18 protein-coding genes are annotated in these 15,875 nt (G+C 73.5%); 11 read left to right on the top strand and 7 right to left on the bottom strand.

Features of this window, described 5'->3' with window-relative positions:
* Positions 1 to 150 precede the first annotated feature (150 nt).
* From HQQ85_RS04880 to HQQ85_RS04855, 6 genes are all read left to right on the top strand, one after another.
* The gene (locus HQQ85_RS04880) at positions 151 to 1,155 is read left to right on the top strand and encodes a glycosyltransferase family 9 protein (RefSeq protein WP_173181344.1); all 1,005 of its coding nucleotides are present in this window, start codon (positions 151 to 153) and stop codon (positions 1,153 to 1,155) included.
* 99 nt (positions 1,156 to 1,254) lie between these two features.
* A complete protein-coding gene (locus HQQ85_RS04875) occupies positions 1,255 to 1,626 on the top strand; it encodes a hypothetical protein (RefSeq protein WP_173181343.1) in 372 nt (123 codons plus the stop codon).
* 90 nt (positions 1,627 to 1,716) lie between these two features.
* Positions 1,717 to 3,420: a RecQ family ATP-dependent DNA helicase gene (locus tag HQQ85_RS04870; RefSeq protein ID WP_173181342.1), complete on the top strand. Its 1,704-nt coding sequence runs from the start codon at positions 1,717 to 1,719 to the stop codon at positions 3,418 to 3,420.
* A 97-nt stretch (positions 3,421 to 3,517) separates the two neighbouring features.
* A complete protein-coding gene (locus tag HQQ85_RS04865; RefSeq protein ID WP_173181341.1) occupies positions 3,518 to 4,531 on the top strand; it encodes an SDR family oxidoreductase in 1,014 nt (337 codons plus the stop codon).
* A complete protein-coding gene (locus HQQ85_RS04860; RefSeq protein WP_173181340.1) occupies positions 4,528 to 5,976 on the top strand; it encodes an NAD(P)/FAD-dependent oxidoreductase in 1,449 nt (482 codons plus the stop codon). The genes HQQ85_RS04865 and HQQ85_RS04860 overlap by 4 nt, the downstream gene beginning before the upstream one ends.
* Before the next feature lie 75 nt (positions 5,977 to 6,051).
* Complete coding sequence (locus HQQ85_RS04855; protein WP_173181339.1) at positions 6,052 to 6,570, top strand: SRPBCC domain-containing protein; 519 nt, start codon at positions 6,052 to 6,054, stop codon at positions 6,568 to 6,570.
* Between the two features lie 15 nt (positions 6,571 to 6,585).
* Here the strand turns inward: HQQ85_RS04855 and HQQ85_RS04850 are convergent, their stop codons facing one another.
* Both HQQ85_RS04850 and HQQ85_RS04845 read right to left on the bottom strand, forming a co-directional pair.
* Complete coding sequence (locus tag HQQ85_RS04850; RefSeq protein WP_371741762.1) at positions 6,586 to 7,299, bottom strand: GAF and ANTAR domain-containing protein; 714 nt, start codon at positions 7,297 to 7,299, stop codon at positions 6,586 to 6,588.
* Positions 7,296 to 8,012, bottom strand: coding sequence for a GAF and ANTAR domain-containing protein (locus HQQ85_RS04845; RefSeq protein ID WP_173181338.1), 717 nt, complete (start codon positions 8,010 to 8,012; stop codon positions 7,296 to 7,298). The genes HQQ85_RS04850 and HQQ85_RS04845 overlap by 4 nt, the downstream gene beginning before the upstream one ends.
* Positions 8,013 to 8,105: 93 nt before the next feature.
* Here HQQ85_RS04845 and HQQ85_RS04840 point away from each other — a divergent pair, with 93 nt between their 5' ends.
* On the top strand, positions 8,106 to 8,324 hold the full coding sequence (locus HQQ85_RS04840) for a hypothetical protein (protein WP_173181337.1): 219 nt from the start codon (positions 8,106 to 8,108) through the stop codon (positions 8,322 to 8,324).
* Between the two features lie 33 nt (positions 8,325 to 8,357).
* On the opposite strand, the gene HQQ85_RS04835 is transcribed toward HQQ85_RS04840, so the two are convergent.
* Positions 8,358 to 8,696 carry an ATP-dependent DNA ligase gene (locus tag HQQ85_RS04835; protein WP_371741761.1) on the bottom strand — a complete coding sequence of 113 codons (339 nt, stop codon included), beginning with the start codon at positions 8,694 to 8,696 and terminating at the stop codon, positions 8,358 to 8,360.
* A gap of 187 nt (positions 8,697 to 8,883) precedes the next feature.
* Between HQQ85_RS04835 and HQQ85_RS04830 the strand changes: the two genes are divergently transcribed.
* From HQQ85_RS04830 to HQQ85_RS04820, 3 genes are read left to right on the top strand one after another with little or no spacing between them, the layout of a single operon-like run.
* A complete protein-coding gene (locus HQQ85_RS04830; protein WP_173181336.1) occupies positions 8,884 to 9,612 on the top strand; it encodes a hypothetical protein in 729 nt (242 codons plus the stop codon).
* Entirely contained in the window at positions 9,609 to 10,025 is a 417-nt protein-coding gene (locus HQQ85_RS04825; RefSeq protein ID WP_173181335.1) for a phage holin family protein, read from the top strand. Before HQQ85_RS04830 ends, HQQ85_RS04825 begins: the two co-directional genes overlap by 4 nt.
* Positions 10,022 to 10,612: a DUF3618 domain-containing protein gene (locus HQQ85_RS04820; protein ID WP_173181334.1), complete on the top strand. Its 591-nt coding sequence runs from the start codon at positions 10,022 to 10,024 to the stop codon at positions 10,610 to 10,612. Before HQQ85_RS04825 ends, HQQ85_RS04820 begins: the two co-directional genes overlap by 4 nt.
* Before the next feature lie 132 nt (positions 10,613 to 10,744).
* On the opposite strand, the gene HQQ85_RS04815 is transcribed toward HQQ85_RS04820, so the two are convergent.
* The 4 genes from HQQ85_RS04815 to HQQ85_RS04800 all read right to left on the bottom strand — a co-directional run bounded on the left by HQQ85_RS04815 (position 10,745) and on the right by HQQ85_RS04800 (position 14,895).
* A complete protein-coding gene (locus HQQ85_RS04815; protein WP_173181333.1) occupies positions 10,745 to 11,998 on the bottom strand; it encodes a cytochrome P450 in 1,254 nt (417 codons plus the stop codon).
* A gap of 10 nt (positions 11,999 to 12,008) precedes the next feature.
* A complete protein-coding gene (locus HQQ85_RS04810; RefSeq protein WP_173181332.1) occupies positions 12,009 to 12,860 on the bottom strand; it encodes a glycosyltransferase family A protein in 852 nt (283 codons plus the stop codon).
* A complete protein-coding gene (locus HQQ85_RS04805) occupies positions 12,857 to 13,738 on the bottom strand; it encodes a manganese catalase family protein (protein ID WP_173181331.1) in 882 nt (293 codons plus the stop codon). The genes HQQ85_RS04810 and HQQ85_RS04805 overlap by 4 nt, the downstream gene beginning before the upstream one ends.
* Positions 13,739 to 13,914: 176 nt before the next feature.
* Positions 13,915 to 14,895: an SDR family oxidoreductase gene (locus HQQ85_RS04800; protein WP_173181330.1), complete on the bottom strand. Its 981-nt coding sequence runs from the start codon at positions 14,893 to 14,895 to the stop codon at positions 13,915 to 13,917.
* A gap of 140 nt (positions 14,896 to 15,035) precedes the next feature.
* Between HQQ85_RS04800 and HQQ85_RS04795 the strand changes: the two genes are divergently transcribed.
* Positions 15,036 to 15,836, top strand: coding sequence for an MBL fold metallo-hydrolase (locus tag HQQ85_RS04795; RefSeq protein WP_173181329.1), 801 nt, complete (start codon positions 15,036 to 15,038; stop codon positions 15,834 to 15,836).
* Positions 15,837 to 15,875: the final 39 nt, after the last annotated feature.

Raw genomic sequence — 15,875 nt, 5'->3', positions numbered from 1 at the left:
TGGAGGAGTTCCCCGCTCCCCGGAGAACTAAACACCGTCTTCTCTTCTTCTCCCACCCGGAGTCAAGCCCCTCGCCGGAATCCGCTGCATTCCGCCGGTCCCAGGTGTCGGACGGTGGCGCACGGCACGGCTTCCGGGTTGCATGGGGGCATGCTGCACTTCGATCCCCGCGACGACGACGACCGCCCCGTGCTGCTGGCCCTCCGCGCCCTGAAGCTCGGCGACCTGCTGGTGGCCGTGCCCGCGCTGCACGGGCTGCGACGGGCGCACCCCGGCCACCGGCTGGTGCTGGCGGTGCCCGGCTGGCTCGAGCCGATCGTCGACCTCGTCGGCGGGATCGACGCACTGCTGCCGACCCCCGGCCTGAACGACCCCTTGCCGATCGCACCGGGGCGCATCGACGTCGCGGTGAATCTGCACGGCAGCGGGCCGGAGAGCCGCCTGATCGTCGACGCGCTCGGCGCCCGCCAGGCGATGGTGCACCAGGTGCCCGGTCTGCCCGCTGCTCCGGCACCGGCGCCCGAGTGGATCGACGAGATGAACGAGCGCGAGCGCTGGGTGCGGCTGGTCGGTGCCTACGGCGTGCCGGCCGACCCGGGCGACACGGTGCTCGAGATCGCGGCCCCGGCTCCGGATGCGCGGCGGCTCGGCGCCGATCTGCTGACCACGGCGCCGACCGTCGTGCACGTGGGCGCCTTCTACGGCTCCCGACTGTGGCCCGCCGACCGCTTCGCCGCCGTCGCCCGTCAGCTGGAGCAGGGCGGCCACCACGTCGTGTTCACCGGCAGCGCGGCCGAACGGGAGCGGGCGCTCGCCGTCGCGGGGGCGGCCGGGCTCGGACCCGGCCGGGTGCTGGCCGGCGAGCTGGGGCTGGCCGAGTTCGCCGGCGTGATCGCCCACGCCCGGCTCGTGGTCTCGGCCGACACCGGGGCGGCCCACCTCGCGTCGGCCTACCGCCGGCCCTCGGTCGTGCTGTTCGGGCCGGCGGCGCCCGAGATCTGGGGTCCGCCCCCGGGCCCGCACATCGTGCTGACCGACGCCGCGCAGCGCCGGGGCGACGCGTTCGCCGACACCCCCGACCCGGCCATCCTCGCCGTGTCCGTCGAGGACGTCCTGGCCGCCATCGCCTCCCTGACCCCCGAAGGCGTACTCTGAGAGGGACGCCCCAGACCCCGGTGTTCGACGACACGAACGCAAAGGGGTAGTTATGTCCAGCCAGCCGAAGGCCGTACGGCAGACGAGGGTCGTGCGGCCGTGAAGCGCATCCTGATCGGCGCGGCCGATCTCCTGACCGGAGACGCCTTCTCCGACGCCCTGCTCGACTACGCGGTGCTGCTCGGCCGGGCGGGGGCCACCGGCGTCGCCACGATCCCCGTCGTCGGCCCCGACGGGTGTGTGCAGCCGGCCCGTCTGCTCCTCGGGCCCGGCACGCCGATCGTCGTGCTGAGCACCGACTCGGAGCATCCGGAACCGGTCGACGCCGACGCGCTCGGCGAACTCCGCGAACTCGCCCGGCCGGGGCCGACGACTGCCGGCTGGACCGACGTCTACGACGACTACGACGTGTTCGGGCTCCCCGGCGAGCCGCTCCCTACCACGACCACCGCGGGGGACGAACCCGCCTGATCGGGCCCCGCTGTCAACCCCGTGCCGCCGGTTTTCGGCGCGCGTACGGTTCCGGATGCGCTGACCGCGCGCGTGCCGGAAGGAAGCCCGTTGACCACCACCCCCGACCTCACCCTGCTCGCCGGCCGTCTCGGCTACGACACCCTCAGGGAGGGTCAGGAGGCCGCCGTGCAGACCGTGCTCGCGGGCCGGGACCTGCTGGCCGTCATGCCGACCGGCCACGGCAAGTCAGCCATCCACCAGCTCGCCGCCCTCGCGCTCGGCGGGCTCACCGTCGTGGTCACGCCGCTGATCGCCCTGCAGTGGGACCAGGTGCGGCACGTCGACGAGGACGGCGGGCCGCTCCGGGCGGCGGCCGTGAACTCGGCGCAGTCGGCGGCCGAGAACGACGCGGCGTGGGAGCTGGCCGAGCACGGCACGGGAGCGCGCACGCTCCATCTCGCCCCCGAGCAGCTCGCGAACGACGAGACGGTCGACCGGCTGCGGGCGGTCGGGGTCGTGCAGTTCGTCGTCGACGAGGCGCACTGCGTCTCGGCGTGGGGGCACGACTTCCGGCCCGACTACCTCCGGCTCGGCGAGATCGCCGACCGGCTCGGGCATCCGCCGGTCGTCGCGCTCACCGCCACCGGCTCGGCCCCCGTGCGGGAGGACGTCCTCGAGAAGCTGCACCTCCGTGACCCGCGGGTGCTGGTCAGCGGCTTCGACCGCCCGAATCTGCACCTCGCGGTCGTGCGGCACGAGAGCCCCGACGAGAAGCGGCGTGCCGTCCTCGAGCAGCTCGCCTCGCTCGAGGTGCCCGGGCTGCTCTACGTGGCCACCCGGCGGGCCACCGAGGAGTACGCCGAGGCGCTCCGCGAGCGGGGTCGGCGGGCGGCGGCCTTCCACGGTGGCCTCCCGGCCCGGGTCAAGGAGGAGGTGTACGCCGCCTTCCACGCGGGCGAGCACGAGATCGTGGTGGCCACCTCGGCCTTCGGCATGGGCATCGACAAGGCCGACATCCGCTTCGTGGTGCACGCCGACGTGCCCGACTCGGTCGACAGCTACTACCAGGAGATCGGCCGGGCTGGCCGCGACGGCGAGCCGGCCGAGACGACACTGCACTACCGGCCGGAGGACCTCGGGCTCCGCAGCTTCTTCGCGTCCTCCTCGCCGGACGCGTCGCGGCTGCGGGCGATCGTCTCCGCGCTCGCGTCGGCCGAGCGCCCGCTGACCCGGGCGGCCCTGGCGAAGGCCTCCGGCGTGCCCGCCCGCTCGGTGACCCAGCAGGTGAACCTCCTCGCCGAGGCGGGGGCCGTGATCGACCGTCGCGCGGGCCTTCGGCTGGTGCGCGGGATCGACGAGCAGGAGGCGGTCCGCGGGGCGGTCGAGGCGCACGAGCGCCGCACCCGCATCGAGCACTCGCGCATCGACATGATGCGGGGCTACGCCGAGACGCTCGGCTGCCGCCGGCGCTTCCTGCTCGACTACTTCGGCGACACCACCCCTGTCCACGACGCCACCGCCGTCCACGGCACCACCCCCGTCGACGGCGCCGAGACGTTCTGCGGGCACTGCGACCTCTGCGAGACGCGGGCAGCGGCTCCGGATGCGCGCCCCGACGCCTCCGGCACGGCCCTCGCCGACACGGCGGAGGGCCCGGGCGACTTCGCGGTGGAGCAGCGCATCCGCCACCGGAGCCTCGGCGAGGGCACCGTGGTGAGCGTCGACCCCGACCGCATCACCGTGTTCTTCGACGGGGAGGGCTACACCGTGCTGTCGCGCTCGGTGATCGCCGAGCAGCACCTGATCGCCTGATGCGAGCGGGCCGGATCGGCCCGGGGTACGTTGACGAGCACAGTCCACCGGGCCGGCCACCTGGCCGGAGCACTCCGCCGGACACCAGAGGAGCAGCATGAGCAGGGGAGTCGCCGTCGTCACCGGAGGCACGGCCGGACTGGGGCGGGCCACCGTTCGAGCACTGGCGGGCCGGGGCTGGGACGTGGCCGTGCTCGCGCGCGGCACCGACGGACTCGACGGGGTCGTCGAGGAGATCGAGGCGTACCGCCGTCGGGGCCTCGGCATCGTGACCGACGTCGCCGACCGCGAAGCCGTCGAGCGGGCCGCCGACCAGGTCGAGCGGGAGCTCGGCCCGATCGACCTCTGGGTCAACGACGCGATGGTGGGCTCCTTCGCGGAGTTCGTCGAGACCGACCCGGAGGACTTCGAGCGGGCGACCGCCGTGAACTACCTCGGCTTCGTCAACGGCACCCGGGCGGCGCTCACGCGGATGATCCCGCGGGAGCGCGGGCACGTCATCCAGGTCGGCTCCGCCCTCGCCCACCGCGGCATCCCCCTGCAGGCGGCGTACTGCGGCGCGAAGCACGCGGTGCAGGGCTTCACCGAGTCGGTGACGACCGAGCTGATCCACCGGGAGAGCCCGGTGCGCATCTCGACCGTCGACATGCCCGCCATGAACACCATCCAGTTCAACTGGGTCAAGTCGGCGCTGCCGCACCACCCGCAGCCGATGGACGTGATCTTCGAGCCCGAGGTCGGTGCCAGCGTGATCGCGCACGTCGCCGAGCATCCGCGCCGGCGCACCTGGGTGGGGGGCCCGACCGCGAAGACCGTCATCGGCAACCGCTTCGTCGCGGGCTTCCTCGACTGGTACCTCGCCAAGACCGGCTACGACGGTCAGCAGGCGCCCGAGAAGACCGAGCCGATGCTGCCGACGAACCTCTACGAGCCGACCCCCGGCGACCAGGGCGCCCGCGGCATCTTCAGCGACCAGGCGAAGACCCGCTCGCTCGAGGTCTGGTACATCCTGCACCGGCCGCTCGCCCTCTCGATCGCGGGTGCCGGCGCCGCCGCCGGCATCGGTGCGCTGGGCCTCGCCGCACGCTCGATGCTGAGCGGCCGGCGATGAATTCGACGCCCGACGCGATCGTCGTGGGCGCGGGGCCGAACGGTCTCGCCGCCGCCGTGACCCTCGCCCGGGCGGGGCTGTCGGTGCAGGTGCACGAGCGCGACAGCACCATCGGCGGTGGTGCGCGCTCGGCGGAGGTGACCCTCCCGGGCTTCCTGCACGATCTGTGCTCGGCCGTGCATCCGATGGCCCTGGCGTCGGGCTTCTTCCGCAGCTTCGGGCTCGAGCGCCGGATCGAACTCGTGGTGCCCGAGGTGTCGTACGGGCATCCGCTCGACGGGGGAGAGGCCGGCATCGCGTTCCGGGACATCCGGCGGACGGCCGAGCACCTCGGAGCCGACGGCCCGGCGTGGATGCGGCTGATGGGCCCGCTGGCCGAGGAGGCCGACCGGGTCGCCCAGTTCGCCGGCTCCCCGCTCCTGCGCATCCCCGCGCATCCGCTCGTCGCCGCGCGCTTCGGCCTGCGGGCGCTCGAGCAGGGCTCGCCCCTCTGGAACGCGCGCTTCCGGGGCGAGGTCGCGCCGGCGATGCTGACCGGAGTCGCGGCCCACTCCATCCTGCCGATGCCCGGGCTCGCCACGGCGGGTGCGGCGCTGTCGCTCGGCGCCTACGCGCACGGGCGCGGCTGGCCCATCCCGATCGGCGGCAGCCAGGCGATCGTCGACGCGATGGCGGCCGACCTCCTCGCGCACGGGGGAGAGATCGTCACCGACTCCGAGGTGACGAGCCTCGACGAGCTGCTGGCGGCGCGGGCCGTTCTGCTCGACGTCACGCCGCGGGCGCTGGCCCGGATCGCGGGAGACCGGCTGCCCGCGCGGTTCCGGGCGCGGCTCGAACGGTTCCGCTACGGCAACGCGGCCGCCAAGGTCGACTTCGCGCTCGACGGCCCGGTGCCCTGGACGAACGAGCTGCTCCGGCAGGCCGGCACCGTTCACGTGGGGGGCACCCGAGCCGAGATCGCCGCCGCCGAGCGGGCCGTCGCCGAGGGCCGGCACGCCGAGTCGCCGTACGTGCTCGCGGCCCAGCCCTCGATCGCCGACCCGACCCGCGCCCCCGAGGGCAAGCACGTGCTCTGGACCTACACGCACGTGCCCCGGGGGTCGACCGTCGACCCGACCGAGGCGATCACCCGGCAGATCGAACGCTTCGCACCGGGCTTCCGTGACCTGGTGCTGGCCTCGTCGGCCCGCTCGGCCGTGCAGCTGGAGAGCTACGACCCGAACTACATCGGCGGGGACATCGCCGCCGGTGCGGCCGACTTCGTGCAGCTCGCCGCCCGGCCGCGGCTCTCGCTGAACCCGTGGGCGACCCCCGCCAAGGGCGTCTACCTCTGCTCCTCGTCCACCCCGCCCGGGCCCGGTGTGCACGGCCTGGCGGGCTGGTACGCGGCCCGCCGTTCGCTCGCCGCCGACTTCGGCATCGACTCCCCGCCCTCGCTTCGCTGAACCCGCTTCGCCGAACCCCACTTCGCTGAACCCCTCGCCGGGCGTCATCGCCCCTCCACCGGAAAGGTGACCACCATGTCGACCAACGTCCGCTTCATCCGAGCCACCCCGGAGCAGGTCTTCGACGTGCTCGCCGACGGCTGGCTGTTCCCCGTCTGGGTCGTCGGCGCGTCCCGCATGCGCGAGGTCGACGACGACTGGCCCCGGGTGGGCACGAAGCTGCACCACTCCTTCGGCGTCTGGCCGACCGTCATCGACGACGAGACGACCGTGCTCGAGTGGGACCCGCCGCATCGGATGGTCATCCAGCCGGCGGGCTGGCCCATCGGCGAGGCGCGGGTGACGGTCGACGTGAAGCCCCGCGGCGACGGATCGCTCGTGCGCATCCGGGAGCGCGCGGTGAAGGGGCCTGGTGCGTTCGTGCCCTCGCTGGTGCTCGACATGCCGCTCTACGTGCGCAACGTGGAGACGCTCCGCCGCCTGGCCTGGATCGCCGAGAACCGGCCGCACAACGACGCGACCGAGAGCCGCACCACCACGCCGGGCGCGGCCGGGGCGCCTGGCGCGACCCGGGCGCCCGGCGCCGCCCGCTAGAAGATCGCCGGCCGCCTAGAAGATCAGGGTGCGCCCGACGAGGCGCTGGGCCACGTCGTGCAGGCCCAGCCGGTTGGAGCGGGCGTAGCCGCGCAGCAGGTCGAACGCCTGCTCGGTCGACACGCCGTGGGTGTGTGCGAGCACCCCCTTGGCCTGCTCGATCACGACCCGGGTGTTCAGGGCGCGTTGCAGCTGGGTACGCACGGCGTCGGTCTCGCGGAACACGCGCTCGTGCAGGATGCCGATGGTGGCGACGTCGGCCAGGGCCTGGGCGGTTCGGAGATCGGCGCCCGACAGGGGAGTCTGCTCGAGGCGATACAGGCTGAGCACCCCGATGCGCGTCTCGCGGAGGCGCATCGGCACCGCCGCGACCGCCCCGAAGCCGAGCTGCTCGGCCGCCTTCCGGAAGGGGCCCCACTCGTCGGGAGCGTCGTCCAGCCGCTCGAGGCTGACCTGCTCCCCGGTCTCGAAGCTGCGATGACAGGGGCCGGCCTCGGCACCGAGCTGCATGGTGTGCACGAGCCGGGGATCCTCGCTCGTGGACGCGACCACGTCGAGCTCGCCGGTCTCGTCGGCGAGCAGCAGCCCGACGGCCTCGACCGCCAGTACGTCCTGGCAGATCTCGACGAGGGTCTGCAGCAGATCCACCACGTCGTAGCCTTCGACCAGTGTGTCGGCCAGGGTGGCGAAGCCCTCGATCAGGCGGGTCTCCCGCAGTTCGCCGTTCACGCGAGGTCCTCGATGCCGTCCCCGTCGACCGAGAAGCGCAGGCGGCCGTTCAGGATGTCGTCGGCCACCTCGGCCATGGTGCGACTCTCGGCGTAGGCGTGACCGCGCACGAGCATCTCCGCGTCGTCGACCGACACCCCGAGCTGGGCGATCACCATCCCGGTGGCCTGATGGATGGCGCGCCGGGAGTAGCGGTCGATCGGTGCCGAGACCGGCTCGTCGTCGGAGGCGGCCTCGAGGGCGCGTCGCAGGACCAGCCTGCTCACCACGGCGGCCATTGCCGAGGCCTGCCGGGCCTGCTGGGGCGTGAGGGTCGTCGGGTCGACGGAGTAGAGGTCGACGGCCCCCAGCCGCAGGTGGCCGATGACGAGCGGGAACGCGAACACCGCCCCGATCTCCTCCTGCGCGACGGCGGGGAGGAAGAACGGCCAGGAGCCCCGCGGTCGGTGGCGGATGTCGGGCTCCAGCACGGGGGAGACGGTGCGCAGGGCGTCCCAGCACGGGCCCTCGCCGAGGTCGAGCTGCAGTTCGTCGAGGCGCGCGGCCAGCGGGTCGCTCGCCGAGACCGTCTCGGAGGTGAGGATCTCGCCGAGGGTGGAGATCGAGGCGCCGGACACCGGGAAGCTGCGGGCGATGGGCTCGGCGAGGCGGGAGGCGTCGACCCCGTCGAACTCCCGGAGCTCCTGCAGAGCATCGGTGAAAGCATCGGCCATGCAGGAAACCGTACCAAGTACTGCCGGTTTCGGCCCGGGCATTGCCAAACCGGTTCCGGGGGCACAGTCTGGAGCATTCAGAGGAAGCGTGACATGAAGAGAATCAACATCGACTACGCCGGCAACCACTACTCGGTGGGCGGCCGGGACGTCGACGTTCTCCAGAAGGAGATCGAGACCATTGTGCGCAGCGGCGAGCCGGGCTGGCTCATCGTCAACCACGGTGAGGGTGTGCCCCAGGAGGCACGCCTTCTGATCACGCCCGGCGTCGCCCTGGCGCTGCTGCCCATCGAGGACAACTCTCAGGCGTAGCCGCTCCGCCAGGACCGTGATCGGGCCCGGCGTCTACGCGTCCGGCTCCGGCCGGAGCTGGAGTCCGCTCGGTGAATCCGCCGAGCGCATCAGTTCGTCGATCCAGCGTCGGTTGATCGACTCGGTGCGGGCGCGGACGAACGAGAAGATGAGCGGCAGCTCGGGCCTGATCCAGATCGAGGTGCGGCCGTTGCCGCCTGCCTGGCCGTCGCTCCAGCTGAACTGGAAGCCCTCCCCGCGGCGCAGCTTCGCGCTGATGACCATGGAGAGATGGGCCAGCGTGCGGTCGTCGACGTCCAGCGTCGTGGTGCCGTAGCTCAGCCGGCCCATCGGATTCCGTCGTGCCGGGGGTGCCGGGGGGAACTCATCCACCCATCGAGCCGCGTCGCTGTCCCGGTGCACAGGGCCTTGCGCCGGGAGCGCCTGAGGCGGTAATGGCGGTCCGCGCATCCGCGCGCCTGGATTGTAGCGATCGGCCGCGCCGTTCGGAAGCCCCGTTCGCCCCACCCCCTGCGAGGTGTTGGTGGGGGACATGGACAGCCGAACGGAAGGAACTCTGATGTCGGAGAACGGTGCAGCCGGACAGGCCGCGCAAGTGAAGGACACGGCGACCGCCCAGGCCGGTCAGCTGAAGGACACGGCCACCACGGAGGCCGGCCACGTCGCCGGAGTGGCGAAGGACGAGGCCGCCCGGGTCGCCCACGAGGCGGGATCCCAGGTGCGCGACCTCTACCAGCGCACGCAGAGCGAGCTGAAGGACCAGGCAGGGGAGCAGCAGCAGCGGGCCGCCGCGGGTCTGCGCTCGCTCGGGGAGGAGCTCGGCCGGATGGCCTCGAGCCAGGACTCGCCGGGCGTGGCCTCCGACCTCGTCGGGCAGGCCGCGTCGCGGGTCGGTGCGGTCGGCGACTGGCTCGAGGGCCGTGACCCCGGATCGCTGCTGGACGAGGTGAAGTCGTTCGCGCGCCGGAAGCCGGGCACCTTCATCGCGGTCGCGGCGGTCGCAGGCGTGCTCGCCGGCCGCCTGACGCGCTCGCTCGCGAGCGGCGGGAGCAGCGACACCAGCATCACCACGACCAGCAGCACCTCGACCGGCAGCAGCACCGGCAGCGCCGGCAGCACCGGTGACGCCCCCGTCGCCACGAGCTTCGGTGCCGCCGAGACGGTCGCCCCCGCCACGACGACCCCCGCCTACACCACCCCCGTGGTCCCCCCGGTGGTCTCACCCGAGGACACCCCGGTCTACACCGAGCGCGTGCAGGCGCAGGGAGACGAGGGGCTGCGGCCATGACCGACGTCCCCACCCCCTCCGAGCAGAAGGCCGCGAACACCTCGCTCGGCGACCTGCTCGGCGAGGTCACCCGCGACCTCTCGACGCTCATGCGTCAGGAGATCGAGCTGGCGAAGGCCGAACTGACCGACTCGGCCAAGAAGGCCGGCAAGGGCTCCGGCCTCTACGCGGGGGCCGGTTACGGCGCCCTGATGGCCGTGCTCTTCCTCTCGATCGCCCTCTGGTGGGGTCTCGGCTACCTCATCGGCAACGCCTGGTCGGCCGTCGTGGTCGCCGTGATCTGGGCGATCGTCGCCCTGGTGCTCTACCTCCAGGGCAAGAAGCAGATGAAGGCGGTCAAGGGTGCCCCCCAGACCGTGGACAGCGTCAAGAGGATCCCCGACGCCGTGAAGAGAAATGAGGAGAACCGATGACTGATTCACCCGAAGAGATCCGTGCCCGCATCGAGTCGACCCGGGCCGAGCTCGGGAGCGACGTCGACGCCCTGGCCGACAAGGTCACGCCCTCGAAGATCGTGCACCGCCAGACCGACAGGGTGCGCGGAGCCGTCGGCTCCGTGCGCGACCGCGTGATGGGAGCGGCGGGCGACGCCCGCGACGCGGTCTCGTCGGCGGCCGGCTCGGCCGGTGAGGGCATCGGCGGCGTCGGCGGGGCGGCGAAGGCCAAGGCGGAGGGCAACCCCCTCGCCGTCGGCCTGATCGCCTTCGGCGTCGGCCTCCTCGCCGCCTCCCTGGTGCCCGCCAGCACCAAGGAGAAGGAGATCGCCGAGAACCTCAAGGAGCAGGCGCAGCCCCTCGTGCACGAGGTCGCCGACGCGGCCAAGGGTGTCGCCGAGAACCTGAAGGAGCCGGCCAAGGAGGCCGTCTCCTCGGTGCAGTCCAGTGCCGCCGAGGCCGTCGACACGGTGAAGGGCGAGGCCCAGGACTCCGTGTCGACCGTCAGGGACGAGGCGCAGGGTGCCGCCTCCGAGGTCAGGGACACCGCCCAGTCAGGCAGCTGACCCGCACCAGCGCGACCCGAGACGGGCAGTCGCCGACTTCCGGCGGCTGCCCGTATCGCTGCTCGGCGTGACCGGCCAGCAGGGTCAGCCAGGACCAGCCAGAGCCAGAGCCAGGGTCAGCCAGAGCCAGGGTCAGCCAGACCCGGCGGAGCTGCGCCCGCGCGCCCGCACCTCCGTGATCGTGAAGTCGTCCACGGTCAGCGCCGGCATCCGCCGCAGCCCGATCCGCAGGTCCTGCGGGGGCACCCGGTACTCCAGGCTCGTGGTCAGCAGTCGCGTCGCCTCCACCACGAGGGCCACCGTGGCGGTCTCGCCGGGGCAGCGGTGCCCGTGCGCGGCGTCGCCCGCGCCCTGCGGCACGAGGGTGTCCGGGTTCCCGTCCCAGCCGGCGAACCGGTCGGGGTCGAAGCGCTCCGGCTGCGGCCAGCTGCGCTCGTCGCGGTTGGTGCCGAAGAGGTCGAGCAGCACCCACTGGCCCTCCCGCAGCCGTTCGCCCCGGAACTCGAGGTCACGCGTCGCGACCCCGCCGATGACGGGGAAGAACGGGTAGAACCGCCGCACCTCCTGCGCGAAGTGCAGTCGGTCGTCCGCGTCGGCGGCGACCCGGCCGGCCCACTCGGGGTGATGGTGCAGGGCCAGCGCGGCGAAGACGATGAAGCGGGCCACGGCGACGGTGGGTCTCAGGATGTTCAGCAGCTCCACCGCGGCGACCTCCGCCGGCAGCAGCCGCCCGTCGAGGTCGAGGTGCTCGGCGATGGTCCGCGCGAGCGCGTCCTCCGGCAGGGTGCGCCTGCCCTCCCGGATCTCCTCCACGACCTCGCGCGCCCAGCGCTCGGCGCGCAGCCGCTTCGTCCGCGCGGCCCAGTTCAGCGGGCCCACGGCAGCGGCCCGGTCGACCATGGTGCTCAGCGTGTCGGCGAGCCACTCGGACGCGGGCTCGAGCCCGGCCCAGCGCGTGGCGCTGCGGGCGAGCACCCCCACCGACTCCCGGTAGAGGTCGACCTCGGGCAGCCGCTGCCAGCGCTCCGCGGCCTCGGCCCACTCGTCGCGGAAGGCCTCGAGGAGGAGCTCGATCTGCTCCTCGCGCCGGGCCGCCAGGAACATCAGCTTGCGGTGGTCGTGCGCCGCGCCCTCGAGCGTCTGCACGCTGCCTGCGTCCTGCAGCAGGTGCACGACCGACAGCGGAAGGGCGCCGGCTCGCGAGAACCGGCCGCCGCCGTAGAAGAAGCCCGCGGCCTCGGCGCCGTACAGGCACACCACGGGCCGCAGCATCAGCCGCGTGCGGAAGGCATCGGTGCCCACCGAGCGGGCCTGGCGCCGCACGAAGGTGTAGCCCTGCGCGAGGAAGCGGAGGGTCGAGTCGGGCGTGCGGAGCCGGGGGATCATCGTGGTCCTCTCAGGGGCCGGGCGGCCGCGGGGAACGGGGCTCAGGGGTCCGGGGCAGCAGCGGGCGTGGCAGCTCCTGCCCGCCGTGCACGGTCAGGCTGTGCACCCCCCGACGCACCCGCAGCAGAAACGCCCGCGGGTCGGCGAAGGGCCGCATCGAGATGCCCATGCCGATGCGGCGGTCCAGACGGATGCCCGGCCGCCGCCACCGGCCACGGGCACCGTGCGCGGCCGCCGGCAGGGCGCCGAGGTGCACCGACAGGTCGAGGTCGTCGTGCACGAGCAGGTCGTGCCGGTGCACCTCGTCCCGCACGGCGAGCCAGGCCTCGCGCCGCACGGCGCAGTTCGAGCCGAACAGGGGCGGATGGCCGAGGGCGGGCGCCGAGAACAGGGCGTAGGCGCCCAGGTACACGACGGCGAGGGGCCGGCGCAGCAGCCGCGGCCCGTCGGAGAACCGTGCGTCGCCCGTCACGGCGACGAGCCCCGGGCGCTCGCGGAAGGCGCGGGCGACACCCGCGATCCACTCCACGGGCGGCACGCAGTCGGCGTCCAGCCGTGCCACGATGTCACCCCGCGCCTCGTCGAAGCCGCGGGCGGAGGCGGCGGGGATGCCCTCCTCGTCCTCCGTCACCACGCGGGCGCCGGCCGCGCGGGCCACGGCCGCACTGTCGTCGCTCGAGCCGTTGTCGACGACCACGATCTCCAGGGGCGCGAGGGTCTGGGCGGCCAGCGCGCGGAGACACCGCCGGAGCCCGTCGGCGTCGTCGCGCACCGGGATCACGACCGAGATCGTGGGCGGGGTGTCGCGGGCGTCGGCAGGGCGGTCGGGGTCTCCGGCGGTGTCTCGTCGATGGTTCGTCACTTGGTGCTGAGCTTGTCCTTCACGACCCCGGCGGCCTTCTCGACGATGTTGGGCTTCGGCGTGGTGCCGTAGTAGCGCTCGTCGGGCTGCGTCGCCGGTGGCATCGGTGCCGAGGTGCCGGGCGCGTCGAGGTAGGTGAACTCGCCCTTGCCGTCCGGCGTGGGGCCGCTCGCCCAGGATCCCTCGGCCGCGGCGGCGCCGTCGGAGAAGTTGATGTACTGGTACGAGACGTCACGGTACTCCTGTGAGAGCGGGAAGTTGCTCGGCACGGGCAGATCCTCCCGGCCCTCGGCTCGCAGCTCGGCGGCGGCGGCGGTCCACTGGTTCTGGTGCATCGTGTCGCGGGCGAGCAGGAACGACAGCAGCTCGCGCACGCCGTGGTCGTCCGTCATGTTGTAGAGGCGCGCGACCTGCACCCGGCCCTGCATCTCGGCGTTCGCGTTGGCCGTGAAGTCGGCCAGCAGGTTGCCGCTGGCGGTGATGTACGAGCCCTGCCAGGGATTGCCGTTGGAGTCGACGGCCCGGGCACCGGCGCCGGCGACGATGGCGTGCTGCACGTCCATCCCGCCCATCACGGCCCCGAGCACGGGGTCGGACGCGGCTGCGGCCTCCGACTGCTCGATCGGCGCCTTCTCGAGCAGCTGCGCGATCATGATGGCGAGCATCTCGACGTGACCGAACTCCTCGGCGCCGATGCCGAACAGCAGGTCGCGGTACTTGCCGGGCTCGTGGGAGTTCCAGGCCTGGAAGCCGTACTGCATGGCCACCGTGATCTCGCCGTACTGGCCGCCGAGCACCTCCTGCAGCCGTCGCGCGAAGAGGGCGTCGGGCTTCGCGGGCGTGGCCTTGAACTGCAGTTCCTGCTTGTGGAAGAACATCTGATCTCCGATCTGGTCCGGGTGCGCCGAGCGGGTCGACGCCGTTGCGGGCCACGGTACGGCCGCCCCGGAATGCCACGAGGGGCTTGACACTCCCAGGCCGACGCCCCAGTGACACCGCCGTCCCGACGCCGCAGTGCCGACGCCGCAGTGCCGCTCCGGGAACGCCGACCGCGTCAGCCCGCCTTCCGCACCCGGTCGACGACGAAGACCGCCGCCGCGGCGACCGCCAGCCAGCCCACCAGGCCCCGCCCCGTGCGCCGAGACGTGCCGTGCCAGCCGCCCGAGACGGAGGCCTTCGAGGCGTGCACCGGCCGGTACAGGATGCCCGTGCTCTCGGGCGCGCGCTCCGTCGGCGAGAGCTGCCCCGCCTCGGTCAGGGCCGCCATCTGCGCCTCCACCGCGCGCGGCGTGGCGGCGTGCTGGCGCACCAGGGCGCGCCCGAGCCGGCCCACCACGAACTCCGCCTTCGGCTTGGCGGCGAGCGAGACGATCGCCTTGGCGACGTCGTCGGCGGGGTACACCGGCGGCATGGCGATCACCCGGCGGCCGGTGTGGTTCGCGGCGTGCTGGAAGAAGGGCGTGTCGATCGTCGGGGGCAGCACGGTTGCGACGTGGATGTGCTTCTCCCCGGCCAGCGCGAGCTCGGAGCGCAGGCTCACCGACAGGGCGCGCACGGCGGCCTTCGACATGGCGTAAGGAGCCGCGTAGGGCTGCGGCACCTCGCCGACGATCGACGCCACGTTCACGATCACCCCGCGGCCGGCCGGCTTCATCTGCCCGACTGCGGCGCGCACCCCGTGCACGTAGCCGAGCTGGTCGACCTCGATCACCCGGCGCACGTCCTCCAGCGGCAGCTCGTCGATACGGCCGAACGAGGACACCGAGGCGTTGTTCACCCAGACGTCGAGCCGGCCGTATTCCGCGACCGCCCGCCGGGCCGCCTGCTCCATGTCGGCGGGCGAGGTCACGTCGGTCGTCACCGCGATCGCCTCGCCGCCGGCCAGCCGGCACTCCTTCGCCAGCTGCTCGAGCGCCGCCGTGCTGCGGCTGGCCAGCACGAGGCGGGCCCCGCGCGCGGCGAAGCGCAGGGCGGTGGCGCGGCCGATGCCGCTGGATGCTCCGGTGACGACGACGACCGGACGGTGCTTCGACATGACTGATCTCCTCTTATCGGGCGCACGGGGCGGCGCCGGTGCCGGGCCGGACGCCCGGAGGGTGTGCGGTGCACCGTACTCCGGGCACGCCCGTCGTCAAGCCCGGTTGCACGGATGCCCGGGCGGGGGAGTCTGGCGGCATGACCGTGCCCGTGCATCCGCTCCCCACGCCCTCCCGCCGCCGCTCGCGCCCCCGGCTCACCCGCAACGTGGCTCCCGGCGTGCACCGCCTCGAGCACGCCTACGTGAACCTGTACCTGATCGACGACGGTGCGGCCGGGGTGACCGTGGTCGACGCGGCGTTCCCCGACACCTGGATGCCCCTCCGGCTCGCGCTCGAGGCGATCGGCCGTCATCCGCGGGACGTGCGGGCGCTGGTGCTCACCCACGCGCACTTCGACCACGTCGGCGTGGCCGCGCGGCTGCGGGCGGAATGGGGTGTGCCCGTGTGGGTGCACCCGGGCGACCGGCGGCTCGCCGCGCATCCGTACCGCTACCGGCACGAGCGCTCGCGACTGCTCTACCCGATCGTCTACCCGCGCGCCATCGGCGTGCTCGGAGCCATGACCCGGGCCGGCGCTCTGCGCGTGAAGGGGGTGCCGTTCGCGAACACCGTGCCCGAGAGCGGCCCGCTCGACGTGCCGGGGCGCCCGCAGCCCGTCTTCTCGCCCGGCCACACCGACGGGCACATCGGGCTGCACCTGCCCGAGCGCGACGCCCTGCTGACCGGGGACGCGCTCGTGACGCTCGACCCGTACACCGGCCTCGTCGGGCCGCAGATCGTCGCGGGCGCGGCCACGGCCGACTCGGCGACGGCCCTCCGCTCACTCGACGCGCTCGCCGCGACCGGAGCGCGGATCGTGCTCCCGGGCCACGGCGAGCCGACGCGGATGGGGATCCGCGCGGCGGCCGAGGCGGCACGGGCGGCCGGGGCACGCTGAGGCCGGGACGGTGGCGTCGCACCCCCTGCGGAACGCGCC

The sequence above is a fragment of the Herbiconiux sp. VKM Ac-2851 genome (assembly GCF_013205105.1).
Taxonomy (GTDB): Bacteria; Actinomycetota; Actinomycetes; order Actinomycetales; family Microbacteriaceae; genus Herbiconiux; species Herbiconiux flava.
This window is presented reverse-complemented; position numbering and strand designations above follow the sequence as displayed.